The following is a 19,385-nucleotide window of genomic DNA, read 5'->3' as shown; positions in this document are numbered from 1 at the left end:
GTGGGTTATATTAGGTTGCGCAGTAGCCGGGTATCGTTAAAGCCAAATAGCGGCAATGTGGCAGACAGGGTTTGGACGCTACTGTCCGCTTTCGTAAACCACGCGTAGGTGGGCCGCCCCGGTGAGTTGGCCGCAGTGTCAATCCGCTCGGTCCAATAGGCAATTCGGCGGGCGATGGCGGTTCCGGAGTCAACCAATCTAACGCGCGGCCCCATCACGGCGGCGATCTCTTCAGCCAGTAACGGAAAGTGAGTGCAAGCCAGCACGAGGGTATCCAGTTGCTCTGGTGCCGGATTGTGATCACTAGCAACAAGGAGGGGAGTCAGAATGTTGTGTAGCTGCTTATCGCAAACAGGCTCGTGGCGTAGCTTGCGCTCGGCAAGTTCAACCAGCGCCGATGAGCCGACACTCACAACACGGCAGTCACTGGCAAACTCTTCAATAAGGCGCCTGGTATAGCTACGCTTGACAGTACCGGGTGTGGCTAAAAGGCCAATATACTTATTACGACTTATTTCGGCAGCCGGTTTGATGGCGGGAACAACCCCCACGACTGGGCGGGTAAAGTGACGTCGCAAACGCGGCAGCGCTAAGGTGCTGGCCGTGTTACAGGCGATCACAAAAACATCGACATCATCCACTTCAGCAGCAAACGCCTCTAGCACCTGACAGGCGCGGTCAATTACCAAATGGGCGGGTTTATTGCCGTAGGGGAAGCCAGCGTTGTCCGACACATAGCTAAAACGAGCCTTGGGCAGTTGTTGTCGCGCCGCCTGCAAAATACTAAGCCCACCAACCCCCGAGTCAAAAATGGCTATATGTGGCGCAACCGTGGGCTGGGTGTTAATCATGGGGTAGGAGGTCTGCGATGGCCTGACGGTAACGGGGGGATTCGTTGTCAAACAGGGTGCCGCCCTGGCATTGATAGGCGTGAAAAAGACACTTTCGCGCCTCGGCGTGGCGGCCTAACTCCCACAAGCACTGTCCCAAACGCAACTGTACAAACGGGCTTTGCTCGGCAGCCGGACAGCACAGCGCCGATTGTAACGACTCGGCACCGGGCTCGTATTGCCCAAGGCGAAAATAACCATCGCCAATGGCCGTTAACACCCAGCCAGCCTCTGTATATTGAGTTTGCGGTTTGGGGATAATCAGCCAGGCTTGGTAGAATGAGCGCAGCGCGAGACGGTACTCGCCACTATCGTACAGCCGGTAGCCATCGGCGCAGAGACGACGTACCTGACGGCTTAAGCTGTTAGTCTCTGGCGAGTGCCCGGTATCGTCGGTACTGGGATTGTCGTCTTGGGAACGGCTCATGTGCTAATGCTTACCTGCGTCCTGGCGATCTGAATATGATAAATTGCCACGTATCCGTCATCTCTGTCAGCGCGTACCCGAGACTTAGACAATTTATAGGTTATTGATAGTATAGCGATATTCTCCCTTCGGGGTGAAGAGGGCGAGTGCCGCCGATAGCCATCTAAAACGCGATGTTGCGACCGGATTATAATTTCTAGGCGAGAATTAAACTCAATGATGTCTGAATTCCTGGCAAGGCCCGAGCTACTGGTTCCCGCGCTTGTCGCGTTTGTTAGTGTTTGCAGCACACTATTGATCGCTTATTTGATGATCAAAAAGCCACTTGAGCGGCAGTGCCGTGCACTTGAGGTTCACAGCGCCGAGTTACAGCACGCACACGCGTTGGCAGAGAGTGAATGGGGGCATAAAGTCGTAACGCGTGAGCGCGAATTGGCCGTAAAAGAACAGGAACTCACGCAACTGCGCCAGCGCCAACAGCAGCTAGAGCAAGCGCGTCACCAAGCGCATGATCAGGCGGCCCGGTTGCAAGAGCGCCTCAGTCATTTTGAGCAGCTTAGTCAGCGCGTTAGTGAGCAAGAAACCCGTATTGTCGAGCTGAGCCAAGAGCGTACCCAGCTACAAACCCAGCTCGCCTCAGAGCGTGAATCTCTGGCACAACAGGCGCAGTTTTTGGAGCGTAGCAAAGCCGAACTCAAGCAAGAGTTTGAACTGACGGCCAACAAACTATTTGAGCGAAAAAGCGAACAGTTTAGCGCGGCCAGTCAGGGGATGCTGGAGGGCACCCTAAGTCCTTTTAAAACGCAATTACAAGAGTTTCGCAAAAAGGTAGAAGACGTTTACGAAAAAGAAAACGCCGAGCGCAGTCGGCTCTCTGGGCAAATTTTTGAGCTACAAAAACAAGCGCACAAGATTGGCGAAGATGCCGTGAACTTAGCCCAGGCATTAAAAGGTAGCAATAAGGCCCAGGGCGGGTGGGGCGAGATTGTACTGGAGCGCCTGTTGGAGCAGTCCGGACTGCAAAAAGGCCGAGAGTACGACACTCAGGTAAACTTTGCGGCGGACGATGGTCGCCGCCGTATACCCGATGTTGTGGTGCACCTGCCCGAAGGGAAAGATATTATTATCGACGCGAAAGTCTCGTTAACCGATTACGAACGCTACTGTAGTTGCGAGGATGAAGCCGAGCGGCAACAATATCTGCACAAACACATTCAATCGCTCCGTAGTCACATTAAAAGTTTAAGTGCAAAAGATTACGAGCAGTTGCCCGGCATTAAAGCGCTCGATTTTGTTTTTATCTTTATCCCCATAGAAGCGGCCTTTATGCTGGCCATGCAGTACGATAGCAACCTTTATAAAGAGGCCTACGATCGTCATATTATTCTTGCCAGCCCATCGACACTGCTGGCAATACTGCGTACCGTCGATAATGTATGGCGTTACGAGAAGCAAAATAAAAACGCCGAGCGTATTGCCACCGAGGCGGGCTCTCTGCACGATCAATTTGTATTGTTGTTAGAAGCTATGGAGGCGATAGGGGCGCAGCTGAATAAAACTCAGGATGCCTACCAAACCGCCCACAAGCGATTAGCAACGGGACGTGGCAATCTGGTCAAACGGGTCGACAACATCCGAAGGTTGGGTGCCAAAACCAAAAAATCCATCGACTCGCCACTGCTTGAGCTGGCTGATGATGATTTAGCAACAGGGGATGATGATGAGTAACTCAGCAATAACGCTACTGTCCGTATTAGGTGTGGCTATTATTGCCGCGCTGTGTGTCGTGGCTGGCTACTATTTATGGCAGTTACTCCGTTTGCGTCAAGCGCAACGCGCGCAGCTCGATAAGCTGGCGGCGGAATCTAAAGCCCAGCGCGAGCGGGTCAATACCAGCATTCAGGTGATCGCCGCATCTGTCGGACGTGAAGACTTAACCTTAACCGAAGCCAGCATTCGAATTTCGGTTTTGTTGGACTCACTGGGCGTCACCGACGAAGTGCGCGAAGAGTATTCGGCGTTTTATCAGCTGCGCGATGCCACCGCGCACATTCCCATATTAGAGCAGTGGAATAAACTGCCTTTGGCAGAGCGCCGCAAGTTTGAGAAAGAGCGGCTAAAACACGAGCAAACCTACAGTGCTTTTATACTAGCCGCCGCCGAGCGCATCCGTGGGCAGACGTTTTAACTCTCAAGGGCGACGCTTAAGAATAGCGCCACACTCGATGTGGTGTGTAAACGGAAACTGGTCAAACACTGCAAACTCTGCCACAGAGTGAGTTTTTGTGATTTCCTGTAAATCCCGGTGCAATGTCTCTGGGTTGCAAGAAATATACACGATGGTTTCGTAGGCTTGGGCAATCGCGGTCGTGTGTGGGTCAAGCCCGGCACGCGGTGGGTCGACAAAGATAGTGGTGAAGTTAAAGCTGTCTAGGTCAATGTCTTTTAAGCGGCGAAAACTACGAACCTTGTCGAGCGCGGCCGAGAACTCCTCGCTGGACATTCGGGCAATATCAATATTATTGACCTCGTTTAAGGCCATATTGTAGCGCGCTGAGTGTACTGACGACTTGGCCAGCTCGGTGGCCATCACCCGTTCAAAATTAGCCGCCAGGGGCAGGGTGAAGTTGCCGTTGCCACAATACAGCTCGACTAAGTCGCCGCTGCACGCTTTAGTGTGCTGAACCGCCCAGCTCAGCATTTTTTCGCACACTCGCGCATTGGGCTGCGTAAAGCTACTTTCGATTTGCTGGTAGTGATACGTGCGCTCGCCCACCTTAAGAGTCTCTGTGACAAAATCTTGCCCCAAGACTAATTTTTGCTTACGGCTGCGGCCAATCATATAAACGCCAAGCTTTGCGCGCAGTGTTTCGGCTTCGGCCTGCCATATGTCATCGAGCTTTTTGTGGTAAATCAGGGTGATTAACGTCTCACCGCTGAGGGTTGTTAAAAACTCTACCTGAAACAGTTTACGCCGCAACAGCTCGCTCGCATTAATCTCCTCTAGCAGCAGTGGCATTAGCCGGCTAATGTTCTCGTGCGCCTGAGGAAATGTATCGATGCGATAGGGTGTTTTATACTCGCCCTGGCGGTACATGGCGTAATAAGATTCCTCGCCTTCGTGCCAAATTTTAAACTCAGCGCGCATGCGAAAACCGGTGGCGGGCGAGCTAAAAACCTCCGGGGTAGGAACGTCGCAGTCGGCAAACAGGTTGTTAATATGCTGAGTTTTTTCGAGCAGCTGCTGCTGGTAGTTTTCAGGGCTAAAGCGTTGGTCGGTCATTCGTCGTCTCAAGCGGCCCGAGCGCTATTCGCGCTCGGGGAATTCGTTAGGTGTGGCCTCGCAGCTACCCCACTCGCACTGAATTAAATCTTGTGGGGTGTCATCGCAATACACGGCGTAGCGCTCGGTGGGCCAGTTGTTTTCCAGCGTGATTATACGTGATTGTTGCGGGCATTGTGTCTTAGCCGATTCTGACAAGGATATATAACTGCGACCGGGCTTGGGCCAGTGTGCCCAGCGGGTCAAAATATCGGCCGCGCTGGTTTCACTGGCGGGGGCTGACTCGGCTTTCTCACCTAAAGCCTGAAGTGTTGCCAAGTCAAATTCGGTTGCGTAGCTTTGCGTCTCTAACCGGCTCAGCTCGCGCTCGCAAACAGTTTTTTGCCCGTTAGGGCTGCGGCCAGCAAGGTTCAGGCGCTCATGGGCACTAACGGAGAGGTCATGCACCCGGGCAATGGCGATAAGCGAATAGGGCATCGCATCGATAACGACCTGATCCTTCCGTTGGCTGTTTAGTAGTCGTTCGGCATCGATCACCAGGTTCTCATTGTTAAACTGCCAGGTCTCTCGGGCCGCGCTGGCGTAGGAGCCTGTGGGCCCGCCCAGCGCACTACAGCGGTTAATGACGGTCATATCGGTTACCGCAGCGGCTTCAATATCGTGAGCTAATTGTTCGACTTCGGCATCGCTGGGTGGTATCACCTCGGTGGTTTGACAGGCCGTTAATCCCAAGGCGAGGAGCACAGCGGGTAAAAAAGTTGTTTTCATAACCCGTTTCTCCAGCAGCGCGATTGCACGTGGCGTGTTCATAGGCAAAATTTCTCTTTTTGTTTGCGGCGGCCGTCGCTGCCAAGGCTCTGTGGTGCAACAGCTTAGTGTAAGCTCGGCGGGCTTGGTGAGCTTTTATCGGCGGCCACTTTGGGCAATTTAATGGTAAAGCGAGTTCCTTCACCTGGGGTTGAATCTACCTCGATACTACCACCGTGGTGCTCTGTGACAATAAAGTAGGATACCGAAAGTCCCAGCCCTGTACCCTGGCCGATTTCTTTAGTTGTGAAAAATGGCTCAAAAATATGCCGGGAAACCTCGTCGGCCATGCCCGCACCGTTGTCCTCGACGCTGACTATGGCGAATTTGTCGGTCTGCTTGACCTTGATGCAAATGAGTGGCGGGCCGTTACTGTGCTCACCGAGTGCCTGTGCGGCATTGCGGATTAAATTTAACAGTACCTGTTGTATTTCGGCGGCACTGCCATAAATTTGCGCAAGTGATGGGTCGATATCCAACTCAATGGCCGGTAAGTTTGCGCGCTCGGCCGCCAGCAGCTCAATACCGTGGCGTACTACATGACCTAAATCGAACGGTCGCTGAGTCTGGCTACTGGTGCGGGAAAAGTCCAGCATATTGGTTACGATATCGGCTGAGCGCTCACCGGCCTCCCGAATATCTTCTAAAAACTGTCGTATGTGCCGGTCATCTAAATAGGCCATCACTTGCTCCAGGCTCAGGTCGTGGCGCTCTGCCGCTGTCCGGTTAGCCTCGAGAGTAGGGGAGATACGGCGATAAATATTTTGTACGCCATGTAAAATCGTGCTTAAAGGATTGTTGATTTCGTGCGCCATTCCGGCGGCCAGCTCGCCAAGCGAGAGCATCTTTTCATTCTGAATCATCATATTTTCAACCCGGACTCTAAGGGTTACATCGTCGATCCGAATGACGGCGCCAATCGCCTGAGCTGCAATCAGCGGGTAAATGGTCAAATCACTGTAGTGCAGCTCGCCCCCGTAGGTTTCCTGGATGTTTTGGCTTAAGTAAGGGTCTCCTGCCTCGATTGTTTCAGTGATGATATCGCCATCCACGGGTAGCGTCGGGTAGACATCGCGCAGGTGCTCGCCCAGCGCCGATGCCGAGCCGATACCGGTTTTCTCTTCCGCCGCGGCGTTCCAGTGGGTGACAAAGCCTTTGTGGGTGACCCCAATAATCACCGAAGGCATAGAGTTAATAATGCTGTGTAAATACTCCTGAGTTTCACGCAACAACAATTCGGTGGCTTCGTGTCGGCCAATTTCTTGATACAGCTGATCGTTGGTCAGGTGCAGTGACTCGGTGCGGTCGTGTACTTTAGCCTCCAGCTCTTTTTGTGAGCGATACAGTGCGAGACGGGCGTGCTTATTGTTGAGTCGGCTGCGTTGTAAGCCTATTATCAGTGCAGATTGCAGCCCCAATAAAACAATAATGATGATTAGCAGCCAGTTTTTTTCCGATACCGGCACGGCGGCCAGTGCCTGACTTTGCCAGCCAAGACCTAATATTAAGGCCAACCCTGCCTGCAGGTGGCGTAGGGCTGCGCGTTGTTTTATAGGTACTGGCGTCATACTGGCATAAACCCAAAGCAACAAAGTGTGGTCAAAAGTCTAGCACCAACCGCTTGGCACCAACAGCCGCGCCAAAGTAAATGGCCCTGCCAGAGCTCGGTAAAATAGAATGATTCGGGGCGGCGCCCGCTAGGATTAGCCACTACTGGTGCTATACAGCTCTTCCGCTTTGTGCAAGGCTTGCTCAAACTGCACAAAGATCGAAAAAAATGTATGCAAAATAAGCACTTAGAAAAGAAATTTTAAAAATAGTTTGACACCGATGGCGGATCCAGTAGAATGCGCAACTTCTGAACGACGCGGGTGGTTAGCTCAGCTGGGAGAGCATCGCCCTTACAAGGCGAGGGTCACAGGTTCGATCCCTGTACCACCCACCATTTAAGCGTTCACACCGGGTTAGAATTGCGGACCGGTAGTTCAGTTGGTTAGAATGCCGGCCTGTCACGCCGGAGGTCGCGGGTTCGAGTCCCGTCCGGTCCGCCACTATTTAAAAAAGCTCCTCATTGAGGGGCTTTTTTTATGTCTGCAATAGAAGCGGATAGGCCATGAGCGGCCCCTACGCCTGCCACGTTTTGCCGTCTTAATTCTCTCTTCAATCATCATATATTTGTCATATAGCTGTGGGATTCTGATCTTAGCCGAACAAAAAGCTCGGCTGAATGTCCTAATGCGACACAATAAAGTGTTATGAAGAAGAGGTAATTATTATGCAAGACTATCTAGAGGAGCTGCTGGAGCAGCCAATCGACGATTGTGACGAAGAGTTCGGTGAGGACTACTTCGAGGTCTAACAGCGGACAATCCGAGCGTAGGCTCGGGTATTGTCCGCCCGGCCGGTAGCGTTAAAAACCTGAACTAACTCTCACATTTCCCTCTCATTTGTATATTCCTTCCGTTTCTGCTGACTTCTATTTGCGCTCCCCCTATACTTTTGGCATTAGACGCTAAAAACGTAATGGTTATGGCCAGGTAGCCTAATGGGCACATAAGGCGCCATCCACAGGGGATCATATGGATAGCAACAGCGGTACAGAGCTTGAGGCAGTGATAGTCTTTGCTGATGGGCGTATCGATCGTCAGTTGCAGTACCCTGAATTTGAAGCGGTGATGGACGGTTTCGTCCCCATGCAAGAGTTTGCCGGCTGTCGCGCGCAAGCAGTGTATGTCCGTATTAATGCCCACCTTCGTATTACCACCTGTGTGTTCTTTTATGTCGATTTCGACCCTAAGGGCTTGATCGTCAAACGCTGGAACGTCCCTTTTCAGCAACTGGCAAACGCCGCCAGCCGCGGTCCCGATTTGGGTGCAGGGCCCATTGCGCTCGCTTGCTACAGCCAATGCCCCATCGCCTGGCAAAAAAACAATTTGTGGGACCCGATTATGGAGCCGGGCCGCAATAGCTTTGTGTTAATGAAAAAGGCCGTTGCCAATAACACATTGGGGCTGATATTCCCCGAGCCAGACCCGGAACCCGAGGGCTTAAACACAGGGGGTATGGCCACAGAGCTTGCGGCCTCTGAGCTCAAGGCCGCGCTCGAGCGCGAATACGCTCAAGCGATGCGCACCAGGCTCGCCCACACTCTCAAAGAGCAGCGCTTGCACATTAATACCGTGCGCAGCCGGATGAATCTAAAGATTGATGAGTTAAAGCGCGACCATCAAGAGCGTATTGCCGAGTATCAACAGGCGCTGGAGACGCAAAGTCAGAATATTAGCCGCCTGGAGAATGACAATACTCAGTTACAGCAACAACTGGCCATGCAAGAGAGTCGACTTAATGGTCTTCGAGAATATTATCAGCACAAGCTTAATAGCGCTCAGCTCGATGAGGCGAGTCAGGTGCGCGAGCTCGAAGCTGAATTTGATAAACGGCTCGAAACTGCCTTAAATGAGGCACGCGAAGAGCTACAAGAGCGTCTGGATATGCGCGAGATCGAGCTCTACTACCGGCAACAGCAAGAGGCTGCTGTGCGTGAAGAGCTAGAACTGTTGCGCACCGAGCATGAAAACTTGCTCGAGCAAGGCGCCACACAAATTATGACACCGCTGCAAAAAGCCGGCATAAGCTTTGTGGTGTTTGCCCCGGGCGTTGGTCAAACAACATTACCGGCAGCAAGCGTTGCCGAGTATGTCGCCAACCCCGAAGCCTATATTGCTAAGTTGTGCGGGTTAACCGAACACCATTACCGATTGTGGCTCGATCACTCGAAATCCCCGTATTGCACGGCGAATAATAGCGACGGCGAAGAGTGCGGGGTAGGTGTAACTCGCGTACCGCAACCGAGCGACTTTCACGATGGCGAATCCAACCGCTGCGCCGAACACCGGTCAATCAAGTCAACCCTGTCGCTCCAGCGGGGTTAGCGTGCTATCACCCCAGCATATCGCCCCCGAGCTGGCGCAGCGCGCTCTTGAGGTGAAGCATCAGCCAATCCACCTCCCTAATTGTTCCGCTGCGGGCGTCGAGGTATTGCTGCGCCGTGACGATATCCTGCCCGGTGGAAACAAGTTTTATAAGCTCCACTTTAATCTGTTGGCAGCCCGCGAGTCAGGGTGCGACACACTGGTAAGTATGGGCGGCGCGCATTCAAATCACCTGCACGCCCTAGGAATTGCGGCACAAGAGCAGGGGTTTAAACTCCGGGTGTTGGTGCGCGGCTACGCACATATGGCCATAACGCCTACATTAGCTGACCTTAAAGCCGCCGGCGCCATTATCGAGTTCGTGGGTCACAGTGAGTATCGCGAGCTGTGTCAGGCGGGTTACATCAGGCTCAACCCCAATGAGTACTTTCTGCCGGAAGGTGGTGCTAATGCACACGGTGAAGAGGGAGCCCGCTATATTGGCTGGGCTATCGAGCAACATTTTGGCACCGGTGTGAGCGATGTAGTCATGGCGGCTGGCACGGGCAGCACCCTAAAGGGTGTCACCCAAGGGTTAAACGGTTGTGCCGGGGCGCTTGGCGTCAGTGTATTAAAAGGCGCGGCGGGTAGTAGCTTATATCGCAACGGGTGCGGTCATCAACCCGGCTGGAAAATGCTTTGGGGCTTTTGCGGTAAGGGGTATGGGCGGCCGCTAGCGGCACCAATGCTGGCATTTTGGCGTGAGTTCGAGTACAACAATGGGGTTTTGATTGACCCAGTGTATACCCTTAAAATGCTGTGGGCGCTTAACCAATTAGCGAGGCTCGGCTACTGGCGCCAAGGGGCACGTATTGTGGCAGTGCACACTGGAGGGCTGCAGGGGCGAAGAGGTTTTAAACAACAGCCTGAGACAACAATAAATAATACGGCGGCACTTTGTGCGGTATAACGATCGGACTTATGTATGTCTAGCGCAAATCTAATGACTTCCAATCAGAGTGAAATCGATCTGGCCGATACCCGGTCTTTAACGCCGCTTAAATACATGAGCGAGGCACACTTACAGGTGTTGCTGGCCGACGCTCAAAAGCAATACTTGTACGCGGGGCAAAATGTCTGGCGCCGCGGCGCCATGGATGGACGCAGTTATTTTTTACTGTTTGGCGATGTAACCCTAGAGGATGCCAGCGGTGCATGCACAACCCTAAAAGGGCGCGATACGACCGTCGCGATTACGCCAAATGAGCCCCGCGAGCACGAGGTTACGGCGGTGAGTGACTGCGCGCTGTTATCGCTGGACACCGAACAAATGGATAAATTGCTCTGCTGGAGCCAGGTGGCGGATTATTTACACACTAAAATCGCCCGTGACCGGGACATGGATGAAGACGTTGACTGGATGATGCAAGTACTGCACTCCAACTTGTTTTTTAAGGTTCCGCCCATCAACGTTAAAGTCATTTTTGAGCACATGCAGGTGCGCCTGGTTGAACCTGGTGAGCGGGTTATTCGCCAGGGCGAGGTGGGCGATCAATGCTACTTTATTAAAGAGGGGAGCGCCGAGGTTACCCGTGAGCAAAATGGCAGCGTCCAACACCTTGCCCACATTCACGCGGGGCGCTGTTTTGGTGAAGACGCCTTAGTCAATGATGCACCGCGCAATGCATCGGTCACTATGACCAGTAAGGGCGTACTGATGTGTCTGCCAAAGCAAGACTTTTACCGCCTATTGCGTGCACCTGAAGTTCCGACGGTTTCGCTGGAGGCTCTGGCAGGGCTAGGTAAGGCTCCCGTGGTTATCGATGTCCGCAGCGAGCAAGAGTACAGCACGGGCCACTTTCCGGGGGCGGTGAATTTGCCATTACATTTATTGGCCATAAAAGCTCGACTGTTAGTGCCAGGCGTTGATTATGTGCTGTATTGCAACAGCGGCCGGCGGGCGGAGGCAGCGACACACCTGCTTCAGGGCGAAGGCATTAGCGTAAAGTGTTTAAGCGACAGCGATCAGCTGTTTAACCCAAGCTCACCCCTCGCTCTGGAGAACGACAACAACTACGTTCTGCGTGATGGTCTTGCGGTACCAGGCCAGTGATCGGGCACCACAAATAGGCGTTGACTTTCCCGCCATTGAGCACTCCCGCGCACCAGACCCACCACCATAAGCCCCTGACCGCGCAAGGTGATCTGCTGTAATAGCGCTTGCTTAAGCTCTGGCAGCGTCAGTGGCACTAACGCGCTGGGGTAACAGGCCGGTGCCAGCCAATGGTTGCGAGGCAATACGCTAAATGCCTCGCAACCGGCTACCGACTCCTGCGCTAAAAAGTCGGCCAAATGCCACCAGATCCCGGCATTGGCCTGGCGATTTATATCTTCGGTAGGCTCAACACCTAAAGGTTTAGCGAGCTCGTGCGACATGGCAGGCCAAAATAGGCAGCCGCGAATTAAAAAACTGGAACAAACAACCGGTGAACCGCCGAGTCGCTCCGACAGCGCAGCTAAGGCCTCGGGCGAAGCGCTCAGCGGCAGCTGATGGTTACACATATGCTCGAGCTTCCAGGCGAGCCGATCGTTGGCGTTGGGCCCGATCCAATCATAGTGGCTAGATTGCCACGGTGATTCGGCGCCGTGTTGAGCGGGCGGCTTAGGATTGGCTAAATAAAACTTTGCCGCCGCCTCTATGTGCTGCAATGTACCCTCGGCGTCTTCAATGACAAAATCCAGCGCACCCAGGGTTTTACCGCGACGGTTAAGCTGAAGATTATGGGCCAGTAACCGGCCGCCCCCCATATGTAGCCAATAAAACGCCCACAACGATTCAAAATAGAGCCCGAGACGGGTGCTGGTGCGCGTGGCTAAATGCGCAATTAGTGCGCGGGGTTGTGTGTCCAGCTCGATCAACCAAGCTTTGGCGTTATCGTCAAAGGGAAGAGCGTAGGGCCTGGCCGAACTGCCTTGAATAGTATGTAAGAGTGTTTCACTGTACACACTAAAGGCTAAATCACGCACACAGCGATGGCGTAACTGCCAGCAAAATTGTCGCAACGGCTCGATGTGATACTCCCCTTGGCTGACTGGATGATTGGCCTTTAGATGGCGCTTGGGCATAATGGCGTCGGCAAAAAAACAAACAGTGTTCTGGGCCCTTTATTGGCGCAGGGCCGCACAGGTTGCCCAAGGCAACTTGGACAGGAGCAAATGATGACACAGTTTTCGACCATTGGCCTTATCGGTAAGCTCGACAACGACCGTGCCCGCTACAGTGTAGAGCGCTTAATACGCTACCTTGCCACGCGCGACGTGCAGGTAATCATTGAAGCGCAAACGGCCGCGCTGTTGGGCGGTGGTTATAACGGGCCCGATATCAGAGTGGCCGATATGGACGATTTGGGCAGCAGCTGCGATTTGGCCATTGTTGTGGGGGGCGACGGCAGCCTCTTAAGTGGTGCAAGAGATTTGGTGCAGTACGACGTGCCGTTACTTGGGGTTAACCGCGGCCGCCTGGGCTTTTTAACCGACATCGTGCCCGACGCCATCGAACAAAAAATGGGCGAAGTGCTCGACGGTCAGTACGCCATGGAAAAGCGATTTTTGCTCGACATGCATGTGATGCGCAACGGCCATCCCGTCACCACGGGCGATGCGCTAAACGATGTCGTGCTCCACCCTGGTGAGTTTATTCGGATGATCGAGTTCGAGCTCTACGTCGATGATTACTTTGTCACCAGTCAACGCTCCGACGGCATGATTGTATCCACACCCACGGGTTCAACGGCGTATGCGTTAAGTGGTGGTGGCCCCATTATGCACCCCAAGCTTGACGCCATCGTGCTGGTGCCCATGAACCCACACACGCTCAGCAGCCGACCCATGGTTGTAGCGGGCGACAGCATTATTAAAATACGGGTGGGTGAGGGCAACACCGCCGTGCCCCACGTAACCTGCGACGGCCAAACACACGATGCAGTCGCCGGCGGGGATGAAATTATTATCAGCAAGAAACCTCAGACTCTGCAGTTGCTGCACCCGCTCAACCACAACTTCTACGAGCGGTGCCGCTCTAAGCTGGGCTGGGGAGGGCACCTGTTGGACAAATCATGAGCCTAAACAGCCAGTTAGAAGATGCACACTGGTTCGACCGACTGGATATTATTGGTGACGTTCACGGTTGTGAGCAGACGCTATCGCGCTTACTGACACAGCTTGGCTACCAAAAAGAACAGGGCGCTTTTCGCCATCCAGAGCGTATAGCGGTTTTTGTCGGCGACATTATTGACCGTGGCCCACGCATTCGCGAGGCGCTGCAGTTAGTGCGCGCGATGGTGGAAGCTGGCAGCGCGCGAATGATTTTAGGTAATCACGAAATTCATGCTCTGTGTTATTGCACACCGCACCCCAGCGCAGCGGGTAATTACCTGCGCCCGCATACGCCCCGGAACACACAAGTAATCGCCGACACCTTGGCGCAATTTGCCGCTTACCCCGACGAGTGGCAAGATCACTTGCGCTGGTTACGGACGCTGCCTCTGTATCTAGATTTTGGCGCCTACCGGGTGGTACACGCCTGTTGGGACGATGCGGTAATATCTGCCCGTCGTAGCACTCAGCTAAGTGCAGAGGAGCTTAACGCCATGGCAGATCCGGCCTGCCCGGATGCCCGCGCGATCAAGCGGTTAACCTCGGGCTTTGAGGTGGCGCTGCCCGAGCACTGCCCCATGTTTAGCGCAGAGGGCTACCGACGACGCAGCTTTAGAGCAAAATTTTGGGTCGATAACCCGGCGACACTTGCCGACTTGGAGTTTCAGCCCGATGCGCTGCCGCCCGAGGTAGCCCAGCTTCCGGTAGACACCGCCCTAAGGTCACAACTGGTGGTGTATGATAGTCACCAGCCACCACTGTTTGTCGGGCACTATTGGTTATCCGGCAAACCTTCTGCTGTGGCCAATAATGTGGCTTGTCTTGATTATAGCGCTGTGCGGTTTGGTCGCTTAGTCGCCTACCGCACCGACGGATCCGGCCTGATCAAACCGCAAAACTTTGCCTGGGTGTACGTCGACCCTTAAAAGAGCAACGTTAATCTACTAACTCAAACCAAGGTTGATCTAAGACGAGGTCGACCCCACATATACGCTAATCCCCGATTGGCTAAACCGGATGAAGTCTGTGCCCTGGAATATAGTAAGTGCTTTTCCCCTCGACGACGATTTATCTCAGTTGGTGCGCGCCCTGCGTGCCCGAGATGTGCCACACCGCATTGTCGAGATACGCGGCCAACAATCCCTACAGGTGCCCGACGAGCGCCTCATCGAGCCAGTTGCTCAGCTAGTCGCACAGTGGCGTGGTGGCGAGCTGGCACCCGTAAGTGATGCCGACTTAACCGCCTCAACGCCCGCGCGTCCAAAAAACCTGCCGGCCCTGCGCACCCCGGTTACGTTACTGTTAATTGCGCTCAGCGCACTGGGCTACGCGGTAGTCAGTACCCAATTGCTGCAGCCGTGGCTGGGACACTTGACCTTTTTTCCCATTGAGAGTGTCCCGGGCGGCTACCGTTGGCAGCCATTTTCCGAGGCGCTCGCCCGGCACGAATACTGGCGCTTGGTAACCCCGGCGTTTTTACACTTTGGAGTATTTCATATTGTTTTTAACAGCCTCTGGATGTGGGATCTGGGGCGCAGGCTAGAGTATGTGGTTGGTGCCTTAAACTTTGCGCTGTTTTTCGCAATCACCGCCGCTGTAAGTAATTTGGCGCAATATTTTTGGGCCGATCAAGTCAGCCTCTTCGGCGGCATGTCGGGCGTTGTTTACGCACTGGTGGGCTATATTTGGATTCGGCAATGGCTCAACCCGCATCCGGTACTGGCGGTACCTAAGGGCATTATTATTTTTATGCTGGTTTGGTTACTGCTGTGTATGAGCGGTGTTATCGATTTTTTTATGGCGGGCGGCATTGCCAATGGTGCGCATCTGGGCGGTCTACTGGCGGGTATGTTAATCGCGGGGGCGTTTATCGCCGCCAAGCGAGTAGGGTTCGTCCGCCACTAGAGTTTCTGGCCCGGGCCGGGCGAGTATTACATTGATTAGGCACAACTATGAATAATTTGCAGCAACTGTTAGAGAGTATCACCCCGGATATCTACGAGCGCTTAAAGCTTGCCGTGGAAATTGGTAAATGGCCCGATGGCAATCGCTTAACGTCAGAGCAGCGTGAACTCTGCATGCAGGCGGTAATTTCGTATGAACACAAACATTTACCGGCCGAGGCTCACACCGGGTATATCCCCCCTAAGCCTCACCAGCATTGCGGGAGCGATGATGACAGCACGGCCGAGCCAGATGCCGAAACACCGCTCAAATGGCAATAGGTGGTGACATGGCTGACTTATCCGTGAGCGGGGCCTTAAAAAAAATGCACACTCGCCTCGATAGCGAGGGAAAGGCTCACTACGAATTAGAGCTGGGGGACACCCGAGTCCCCTTAAGCGATTTACTGAATCACGACATAACCCTGACCGCCAGTGGCGATATATATTGTGTGCTTTGTGATCGGAAAACCAAAAAAAGTTTTTCGCAAGGACACTGTTATCCGTGTTTTACACGCTCTGCCTCCTGCGACATCTGCATGGTAAGCCCTGAGAAATGCCACTATGAGCAGGGCACCTGCCGCGAACCCGAGTGGGCTCAAACGTTTTGTTTTAATGACCATGTGGTCTATTTGGCCAACTCATCCGACCCTAAAGTCGGAATCACACGCGCCAGCCAAATCCCCACCCGGTGGATTGACCAGGGGGCGAGTTGGGCGTTACCCGTTTACCGGGTCTCGACCCGGCAGCTGGCGGGCTTAATTGAATCGCACCTAAAGCCGCACATTAGTGATAAAACACGCTGGCAGGCGATGCTGAAGGGGGTGCCCGAAGCTATCGATTTATCGCAACTGGCCAACGAGCTTACGGCTCTCGCCGCGCCCTACGTCGATTCACTAACCGCGCAGTACGGCGCGGATGCGGTAAGCCTGATAAGCCAAGAGGGCGACGCCGAGCCGGTAAAAATTATCAGCTACCCGGTGGCCGAGTACCCAAGCAAAGTAAAATCGCTTAATTTGGATAAACAACCGATCGTATCTGGTCGATTAACCGGCATTAAAGGGCAGTACCTTATGTTTGGCGATCAGGTATTTAACGTCAGAAAGTTCTCCGGTTATCAAGTACAGCTTGATATCAGCGAATAGCAACGCGCCGCTTACATTAATAGCGCACCAGACATCGAGGTTTATTATGAATGCACCCGTCAGCCCACAGGCCAGCGACGCGCCAAACACTGTATATTTAAAAGATTACCAGCCGCCGTCCTATCGTATCGAAAAAACTCAGCTGCGCGTGGATATCGGCGAACAATCCACCCGGGTTAGCAGTAGCCTGTCGCTGGAGCGCCAGGGTGAAGCCTGTGACCGTTTATTTTTACATGGCGAGGCGTTGGAGCTTGTCAGTGTCGCCATTAATGACCGCACCCTAAGCTCTGAGCAGTATCACGTTGATGAAAAGGGGCTGACGCTGCTGAACCCACCAGAGTCCTTTACCTTACAAACTGAAGTCAATATTTACCCCAAACAAAACACTTCACTCGAGGGTTTATATAAGTCGCGCAGCAGTTACTGTACTCAGTGCGAGGCCGAGGGGTTCCGTAAGATCACCTACTTTCTCGATCGCCCCGATGTCATGAGCGATTTTACCACGACCATTATCGCCGACCGTGCAACGTGCCCCGTACTGCTCTCTAACGGCAATCGTATCGATAGCGGAACCCTCGAGGGCGGGCGTCATTTTGCGACCTGGCACGATCCGTTTAAAAAGCCTGCGTATCTGTTTGCACTGGTAGCGGGTGATTTAGCGTCAATTCAGGATGAGTTTATTACTCAATCCGGGCGTCGGGTGGCGCTGGAGATATTTGTCGAGCCGAAAGACCTCGATAAATGCGATCACGCCATGAGCTCTCTAAAGCACTCGATGGCGTGGGACGAAAAGGTCTACGGTCGCGAATACGACTTAGATATTTTTATGATTGTTGCGGTCGACGACTTTAATATGGGTGCGATGGAAAACAAAGGCCTCAATATATTTAATACGTCCTGCGTGTTAGCTAAGCCTGAAACAACCACCGACGCGGGTTTTCAACGCGTAGAAGGTGTTGTTGCCCACGAATATTTTCACAACTGGTCGGGTAATCGGGTCACGTGCCGAGATTGGTTTCAGCTGAGTTTAAAAGAGGGCTTTACGGTTTACCGCGATGCGTGTTTTTCGGCGGATATGGGCTCGAGTACGGTTAAGCGGGTAGAGGACGTTAGCCTGTTGCGCGCCTATCAATTTGCCGAGGATGCCGGCCCGATGGCGCATCCTATTCGCCCGGCAAGTTTTATCGAAATCTCTAACTTTTATACCGTTACTATTTACGAAAAGGGCGCCGAGGTTGTGCGCATGTTGGCCAATCTATTGGGGCCGGTCGAATTTCGTAAGGCCACCGACCTGTATTTTGAGCGCCACGATGGTCAGGCAGTAACCACTGAAGATTTCGTTCAGGCGATGGCCGATGTCTCCGGTTGGGATTTGACCCAGTTTAAGCGTTGGTACGATCAGGCCGGCACCCCTCGGGTTAAGGTTACCGATCACTACCATGAGGATAGCCGCCAATACAGCCTCACCTTTAGTCAAAGCACGCCGGCCACCCCCGAGTGCTCTGACAAACAACCATTCCATATTCCTATTGCAGTGGGGCTACTCGGCGGCGCTGGAGAACTGGCATTAAAACTGGAGGGAGAAGAGCTAACGGATTTACCGGAGGACAACACCCACAAAGTGCTGGAGTTAACCGAGGCAGAGCAGACGTTTGTTTTCACTGACGTTCCAGAGCACCCGGTGCCATCGCTACTGCGTGGATTCTCGGCGCCGGTTAAATTGAGTTTTGCCTACAGTCGGCAGGATTTGGCCGAGCTTATGCAGCGCGACAGCGATGGTTTTAACCGCTGGGAGGCCTCACAAAACTTAGCCTTGGCGGTGCTGGATGATGCCATCGTTGCCTATCAGCAGGGCAAGCTGGATAGTTTTACGGTAGACCCCATGCTGATTGAGAGTTACCGCCAGTTGCTGGCAGATGCCGAGCTGGATCAAGCGATGGTCGCCTTGATGTTAACCTTGCCCTCGCAGGATTATATTGCCGAGCAATACGAAGTGGTGGATGTCGAGGCGATTTACACCGCCCGCCGATTGCTGGCTAAAACCATTGCCTGCGAATTGGCCGATTCCTTGAGGGCCGTATTAGAGAGTTATGATAATACCCAAGCCTATCGCGCAGATGCCGATTCTATCGCCGCGCGCAGCTTAAAAAATACAGCGCTGGGATATTTACTGCTCGAACCATCGCAAAGCGATACCGATTACGCACTCGCACAGTTTAGCAACGCCAACAACATGACCGATGAAGTGAGCGCCCTAAGCGCGCTGCTGTACTCTGAGTCGCCCCAAGTGGCGGAGCACGCCGAACGAGCGCTGGCTGAGTTTTATACAAAATGGCAAGACGAAGCGCTGGTGGTGAACCAGTGGCTGTCGTTGCAAGCACGTGATCCTCGCCCCAATGCGCTATTACGGGTTAAGGCGCTGCTTGAGCATCCCGCCTACGATGGTACTAACCCCAATAAAATCCGCGCCGTTATCGGTGCTTTTTGCATGGCCAATCCTATTAACTTTCACACCGGGTTACTCGATGACCCCTCGGCCGGATATCGTTTCTTAGCCGATCAGGTGATTGCTTTGGATGCCAAAAACCCGCAAATAGCCGCGCGCCTCATTACACCTTTGACTCGCTGGCGTCGCTACAGCGAGGTTCGTGGTCAGGCCATGCGTAGCCAGCTCGCACGAATCCAGGCCGCACCGGGGCTATCCGGCGACAGTTACGAGATTGTCACAAAGAGCCTGTAACAGGCGCGGGCGCCGCATCTTGCTTTTACCAAGATGCGGCGCCACACTCCTAGTCTGGCAACTGGCACCACAGCAACTGAGAGA

Annotated in this window: 17 protein-coding genes and 2 tRNA genes; 13 read left to right on the top strand and 6 right to left on the bottom strand. The window is 53.4% G+C overall.

The window, feature by feature from the left end; translation table 11 throughout:
* Positions 1 to 5: 5 nt before the first annotated feature.
* Together murI and SD69_RS18135 are read right to left on the bottom strand one after the other, a co-directional pair.
* Complete coding sequence (gene murI / locus SD69_RS11170; RefSeq protein ID WP_052481093.1) at positions 6 to 851, bottom strand: glutamate racemase; 846 nt, start codon at positions 849 to 851, stop codon at positions 6 to 8.
* Complete coding sequence (locus SD69_RS18135; protein WP_052481092.1) at positions 844 to 1,317, bottom strand: tetratricopeptide repeat protein; 474 nt, start codon at positions 1,315 to 1,317, stop codon at positions 844 to 846. Before SD69_RS18135 ends, murI begins: the two co-directional genes overlap by 8 nt.
* A gap of 216 nt (positions 1,318 to 1,533) precedes the next feature.
* On the opposite strand from SD69_RS18135, the gene rmuC reads away from it, so the two are divergent.
* Both rmuC and SD69_RS11155 read left to right on the top strand, forming a co-directional pair.
* Positions 1,534 to 3,045, top strand: a complete 1,512-nt coding sequence (rmuC, locus tag SD69_RS11160) for a DNA recombination protein RmuC (protein ID WP_232301180.1) — start codon at positions 1,534 to 1,536, stop codon at positions 3,043 to 3,045.
* Positions 3,038 to 3,505: a DUF2489 domain-containing protein gene (locus SD69_RS11155; RefSeq protein WP_052481091.1), complete on the top strand. Its 468-nt coding sequence runs from the start codon at positions 3,038 to 3,040 to the stop codon at positions 3,503 to 3,505. Before rmuC ends, SD69_RS11155 begins: the two co-directional genes overlap by 8 nt.
* Positions 3,506 to 3,508: 3 nt before the next feature.
* On the opposite strand, the gene trmA is transcribed toward SD69_RS11155, so the two are convergent.
* The 3 genes from trmA to SD69_RS11140 all read right to left on the bottom strand — a co-directional run bounded on the left by trmA (position 3,509) and on the right by SD69_RS11140 (position 6,975).
* Positions 3,509 to 4,600 (bottom strand): tRNA (uridine(54)-C5)-methyltransferase TrmA, encoded by a 1,092-nt coding sequence (gene trmA, locus SD69_RS11150; RefSeq protein WP_041523282.1) that lies wholly within the window; start codon positions 4,598 to 4,600, stop codon positions 3,509 to 3,511.
* Between the two features lie 24 nt (positions 4,601 to 4,624).
* On the bottom strand, positions 4,625 to 5,368 hold the full coding sequence (locus tag SD69_RS11145) for a hypothetical protein (protein WP_157471669.1): 744 nt from the start codon (positions 5,366 to 5,368) through the stop codon (positions 4,625 to 4,627).
* A gap of 104 nt (positions 5,369 to 5,472) precedes the next feature.
* On the bottom strand, positions 5,473 to 6,975 hold the full coding sequence (locus SD69_RS11140) for a two-component system sensor histidine kinase NtrB (protein WP_084591551.1): 1,503 nt from the start codon (positions 6,973 to 6,975) through the stop codon (positions 5,473 to 5,475).
* A gap of 301 nt (positions 6,976 to 7,276) precedes the next feature.
* Here SD69_RS11140 and SD69_RS11135 point away from each other — a divergent pair.
* From SD69_RS11135 to SD69_RS11115, 5 genes are all read left to right on the top strand, one after another.
* Positions 7,277 to 7,352: transfer RNA gene (locus tag SD69_RS11135), tRNA-Val, on the top strand.
* A 29-nt stretch (positions 7,353 to 7,381) separates the two neighbouring features.
* Positions 7,382 to 7,458 (top strand) — tRNA-Asp (locus tag SD69_RS11130).
* 528 nt (positions 7,459 to 7,986) lie between these two features.
* The gene (locus tag SD69_RS11125; RefSeq protein ID WP_041523280.1) at positions 7,987 to 9,339 is read left to right on the top strand and encodes a hypothetical protein; all 1,353 of its coding nucleotides are present in this window, start codon (positions 7,987 to 7,989) and stop codon (positions 9,337 to 9,339) included.
* A 1-nt stretch (position 9,340) separates the two neighbouring features.
* On the top strand, positions 9,341 to 10,288 hold the full coding sequence (locus SD69_RS11120; RefSeq protein WP_041523279.1) for a 1-aminocyclopropane-1-carboxylate deaminase/D-cysteine desulfhydrase: 948 nt from the start codon (positions 9,341 to 9,343) through the stop codon (positions 10,286 to 10,288).
* A gap of 15 nt (positions 10,289 to 10,303) precedes the next feature.
* The gene (locus tag SD69_RS11115) at positions 10,304 to 11,431 is read left to right on the top strand and encodes a cyclic nucleotide-binding domain-containing protein (RefSeq protein WP_052481090.1); all 1,128 of its coding nucleotides are present in this window, start codon (positions 10,304 to 10,306) and stop codon (positions 11,429 to 11,431) included.
* On the opposite strand, the gene SD69_RS11110 is transcribed toward SD69_RS11115, so the two are convergent.
* Positions 11,392 to 12,444: a DUF1853 family protein gene (locus SD69_RS11110; RefSeq protein WP_041523277.1), complete on the bottom strand. Its 1,053-nt coding sequence runs from the start codon at positions 12,442 to 12,444 to the stop codon at positions 11,392 to 11,394. The genes SD69_RS11115 and SD69_RS11110 overlap by 40 nt on opposite strands.
* Positions 12,445 to 12,537: 93 nt before the next feature.
* Between SD69_RS11110 and SD69_RS11105 the strand changes: the two genes are divergently transcribed.
* The 6 genes from SD69_RS11105 (at position 12,538) to pepN (ending at position 19,301) form a co-directional block, all read left to right on the top strand.
* Positions 12,538 to 13,437, top strand: a complete 900-nt coding sequence (locus SD69_RS11105) for an NAD(+) kinase (RefSeq protein ID WP_041523276.1) — start codon at positions 12,538 to 12,540, stop codon at positions 13,435 to 13,437.
* Positions 13,434 to 14,399, top strand: coding sequence for a metallophosphoesterase (locus SD69_RS11100; protein ID WP_052481089.1), 966 nt, complete (start codon positions 13,434 to 13,436; stop codon positions 14,397 to 14,399). The genes SD69_RS11105 and SD69_RS11100 overlap by 4 nt, the downstream gene beginning before the upstream one ends.
* 100 nt (positions 14,400 to 14,499) lie before the next feature.
* Positions 14,500 to 15,378, top strand: coding sequence for a rhomboid family intramembrane serine protease (locus tag SD69_RS11095; protein WP_232301179.1), 879 nt, complete (start codon positions 14,500 to 14,502; stop codon positions 15,376 to 15,378).
* A gap of 47 nt (positions 15,379 to 15,425) precedes the next feature.
* Entirely contained in the window at positions 15,426 to 15,698 is a 273-nt protein-coding gene (locus tag SD69_RS11090; RefSeq protein WP_041523274.1) for a YeaC family protein, read from the top strand.
* Positions 15,699 to 15,706: 8 nt separating this feature from the next.
* Positions 15,707 to 16,561, top strand: a complete 855-nt coding sequence (locus SD69_RS11085; protein ID WP_041523273.1) for a DUF2797 domain-containing protein — start codon at positions 15,707 to 15,709, stop codon at positions 16,559 to 16,561.
* 46 nt (positions 16,562 to 16,607) lie between these two features.
* On the top strand, positions 16,608 to 19,301 hold the full coding sequence (gene pepN, locus SD69_RS11080; protein WP_041523272.1) for an aminopeptidase N: 2,694 nt from the start codon (positions 16,608 to 16,610) through the stop codon (positions 19,299 to 19,301).
* The last annotated feature ends 84 nt before the right edge of the window (positions 19,302 to 19,385 follow it).

Origin of the sequence: Gilvimarinus agarilyticus, assembly GCF_000832015.1 — a bacterium.
Classification (GTDB): Bacteria; Pseudomonadota; Gammaproteobacteria; order Pseudomonadales; family Cellvibrionaceae; genus Gilvimarinus; species Gilvimarinus agarilyticus.
This window is presented reverse-complemented; position numbering and strand designations above follow the sequence as displayed.

Bases quoted from the DNA above. Each gene is read 5' to 3' on its own strand.
- murI (WP_052481093.1), bottom strand. From the start codon at position 851: ATGATTAACACCCAGCCCACGGTTGCGCCACATATAGCCATTTTTGAC.
- SD69_RS18135 (WP_052481092.1), bottom strand. From the start codon at position 1,317: ATGAGCCGTTCCCAAGACGACAATCCCAGTACCGACGATACCGGGCAC.
- rmuC (WP_232301180.1), top strand. From the start codon at position 1,534: ATGATGTCTGAATTCCTGGCAAGGCCCGAGCTACTGGTTCCCGCGCTT.
- SD69_RS11155 (WP_052481091.1), top strand. From the start codon at position 3,038: ATGAGTAACTCAGCAATAACGCTACTGTCCGTATTAGGTGTGGCTATT.
- trmA (WP_041523282.1), bottom strand. From the start codon at position 4,600: ATGACCGACCAACGCTTTAGCCCTGAAAACTACCAGCAGCAGCTGCTC.
- SD69_RS11145 (WP_157471669.1), bottom strand. From the start codon at position 5,368: ATGAAAACAACTTTTTTACCCGCTGTGCTCCTCGCCTTGGGATTAACG.
- SD69_RS11140 (WP_084591551.1), bottom strand. From the start codon at position 6,975: ATGACGCCAGTACCTATAAAACAACGCGCAGCCCTACGCCACCTGCAG.
- SD69_RS11125 (WP_041523280.1), top strand. From the start codon at position 7,987: ATGGATAGCAACAGCGGTACAGAGCTTGAGGCAGTGATAGTCTTTGCT.
- SD69_RS11115 (WP_052481090.1), top strand. From the start codon at position 10,304: ATGTCTAGCGCAAATCTAATGACTTCCAATCAGAGTGAAATCGATCTG.
- SD69_RS11110 (WP_041523277.1), bottom strand. From the start codon at position 12,444: ATGCCCAAGCGCCATCTAAAGGCCAATCATCCAGTCAGCCAAGGGGAG.
- SD69_RS11105 (WP_041523276.1), top strand. From the start codon at position 12,538: ATGACACAGTTTTCGACCATTGGCCTTATCGGTAAGCTCGACAACGAC.
- SD69_RS11100 (WP_052481089.1), top strand. From the start codon at position 13,434: ATGAGCCTAAACAGCCAGTTAGAAGATGCACACTGGTTCGACCGACTG.
- SD69_RS11090 (WP_041523274.1), top strand. From the start codon at position 15,426: ATGAATAATTTGCAGCAACTGTTAGAGAGTATCACCCCGGATATCTAC.
- SD69_RS11085 (WP_041523273.1), top strand. From the start codon at position 15,707: ATGGCTGACTTATCCGTGAGCGGGGCCTTAAAAAAAATGCACACTCGC.
- pepN (WP_041523272.1), top strand. From the start codon at position 16,608: ATGAATGCACCCGTCAGCCCACAGGCCAGCGACGCGCCAAACACTGTA.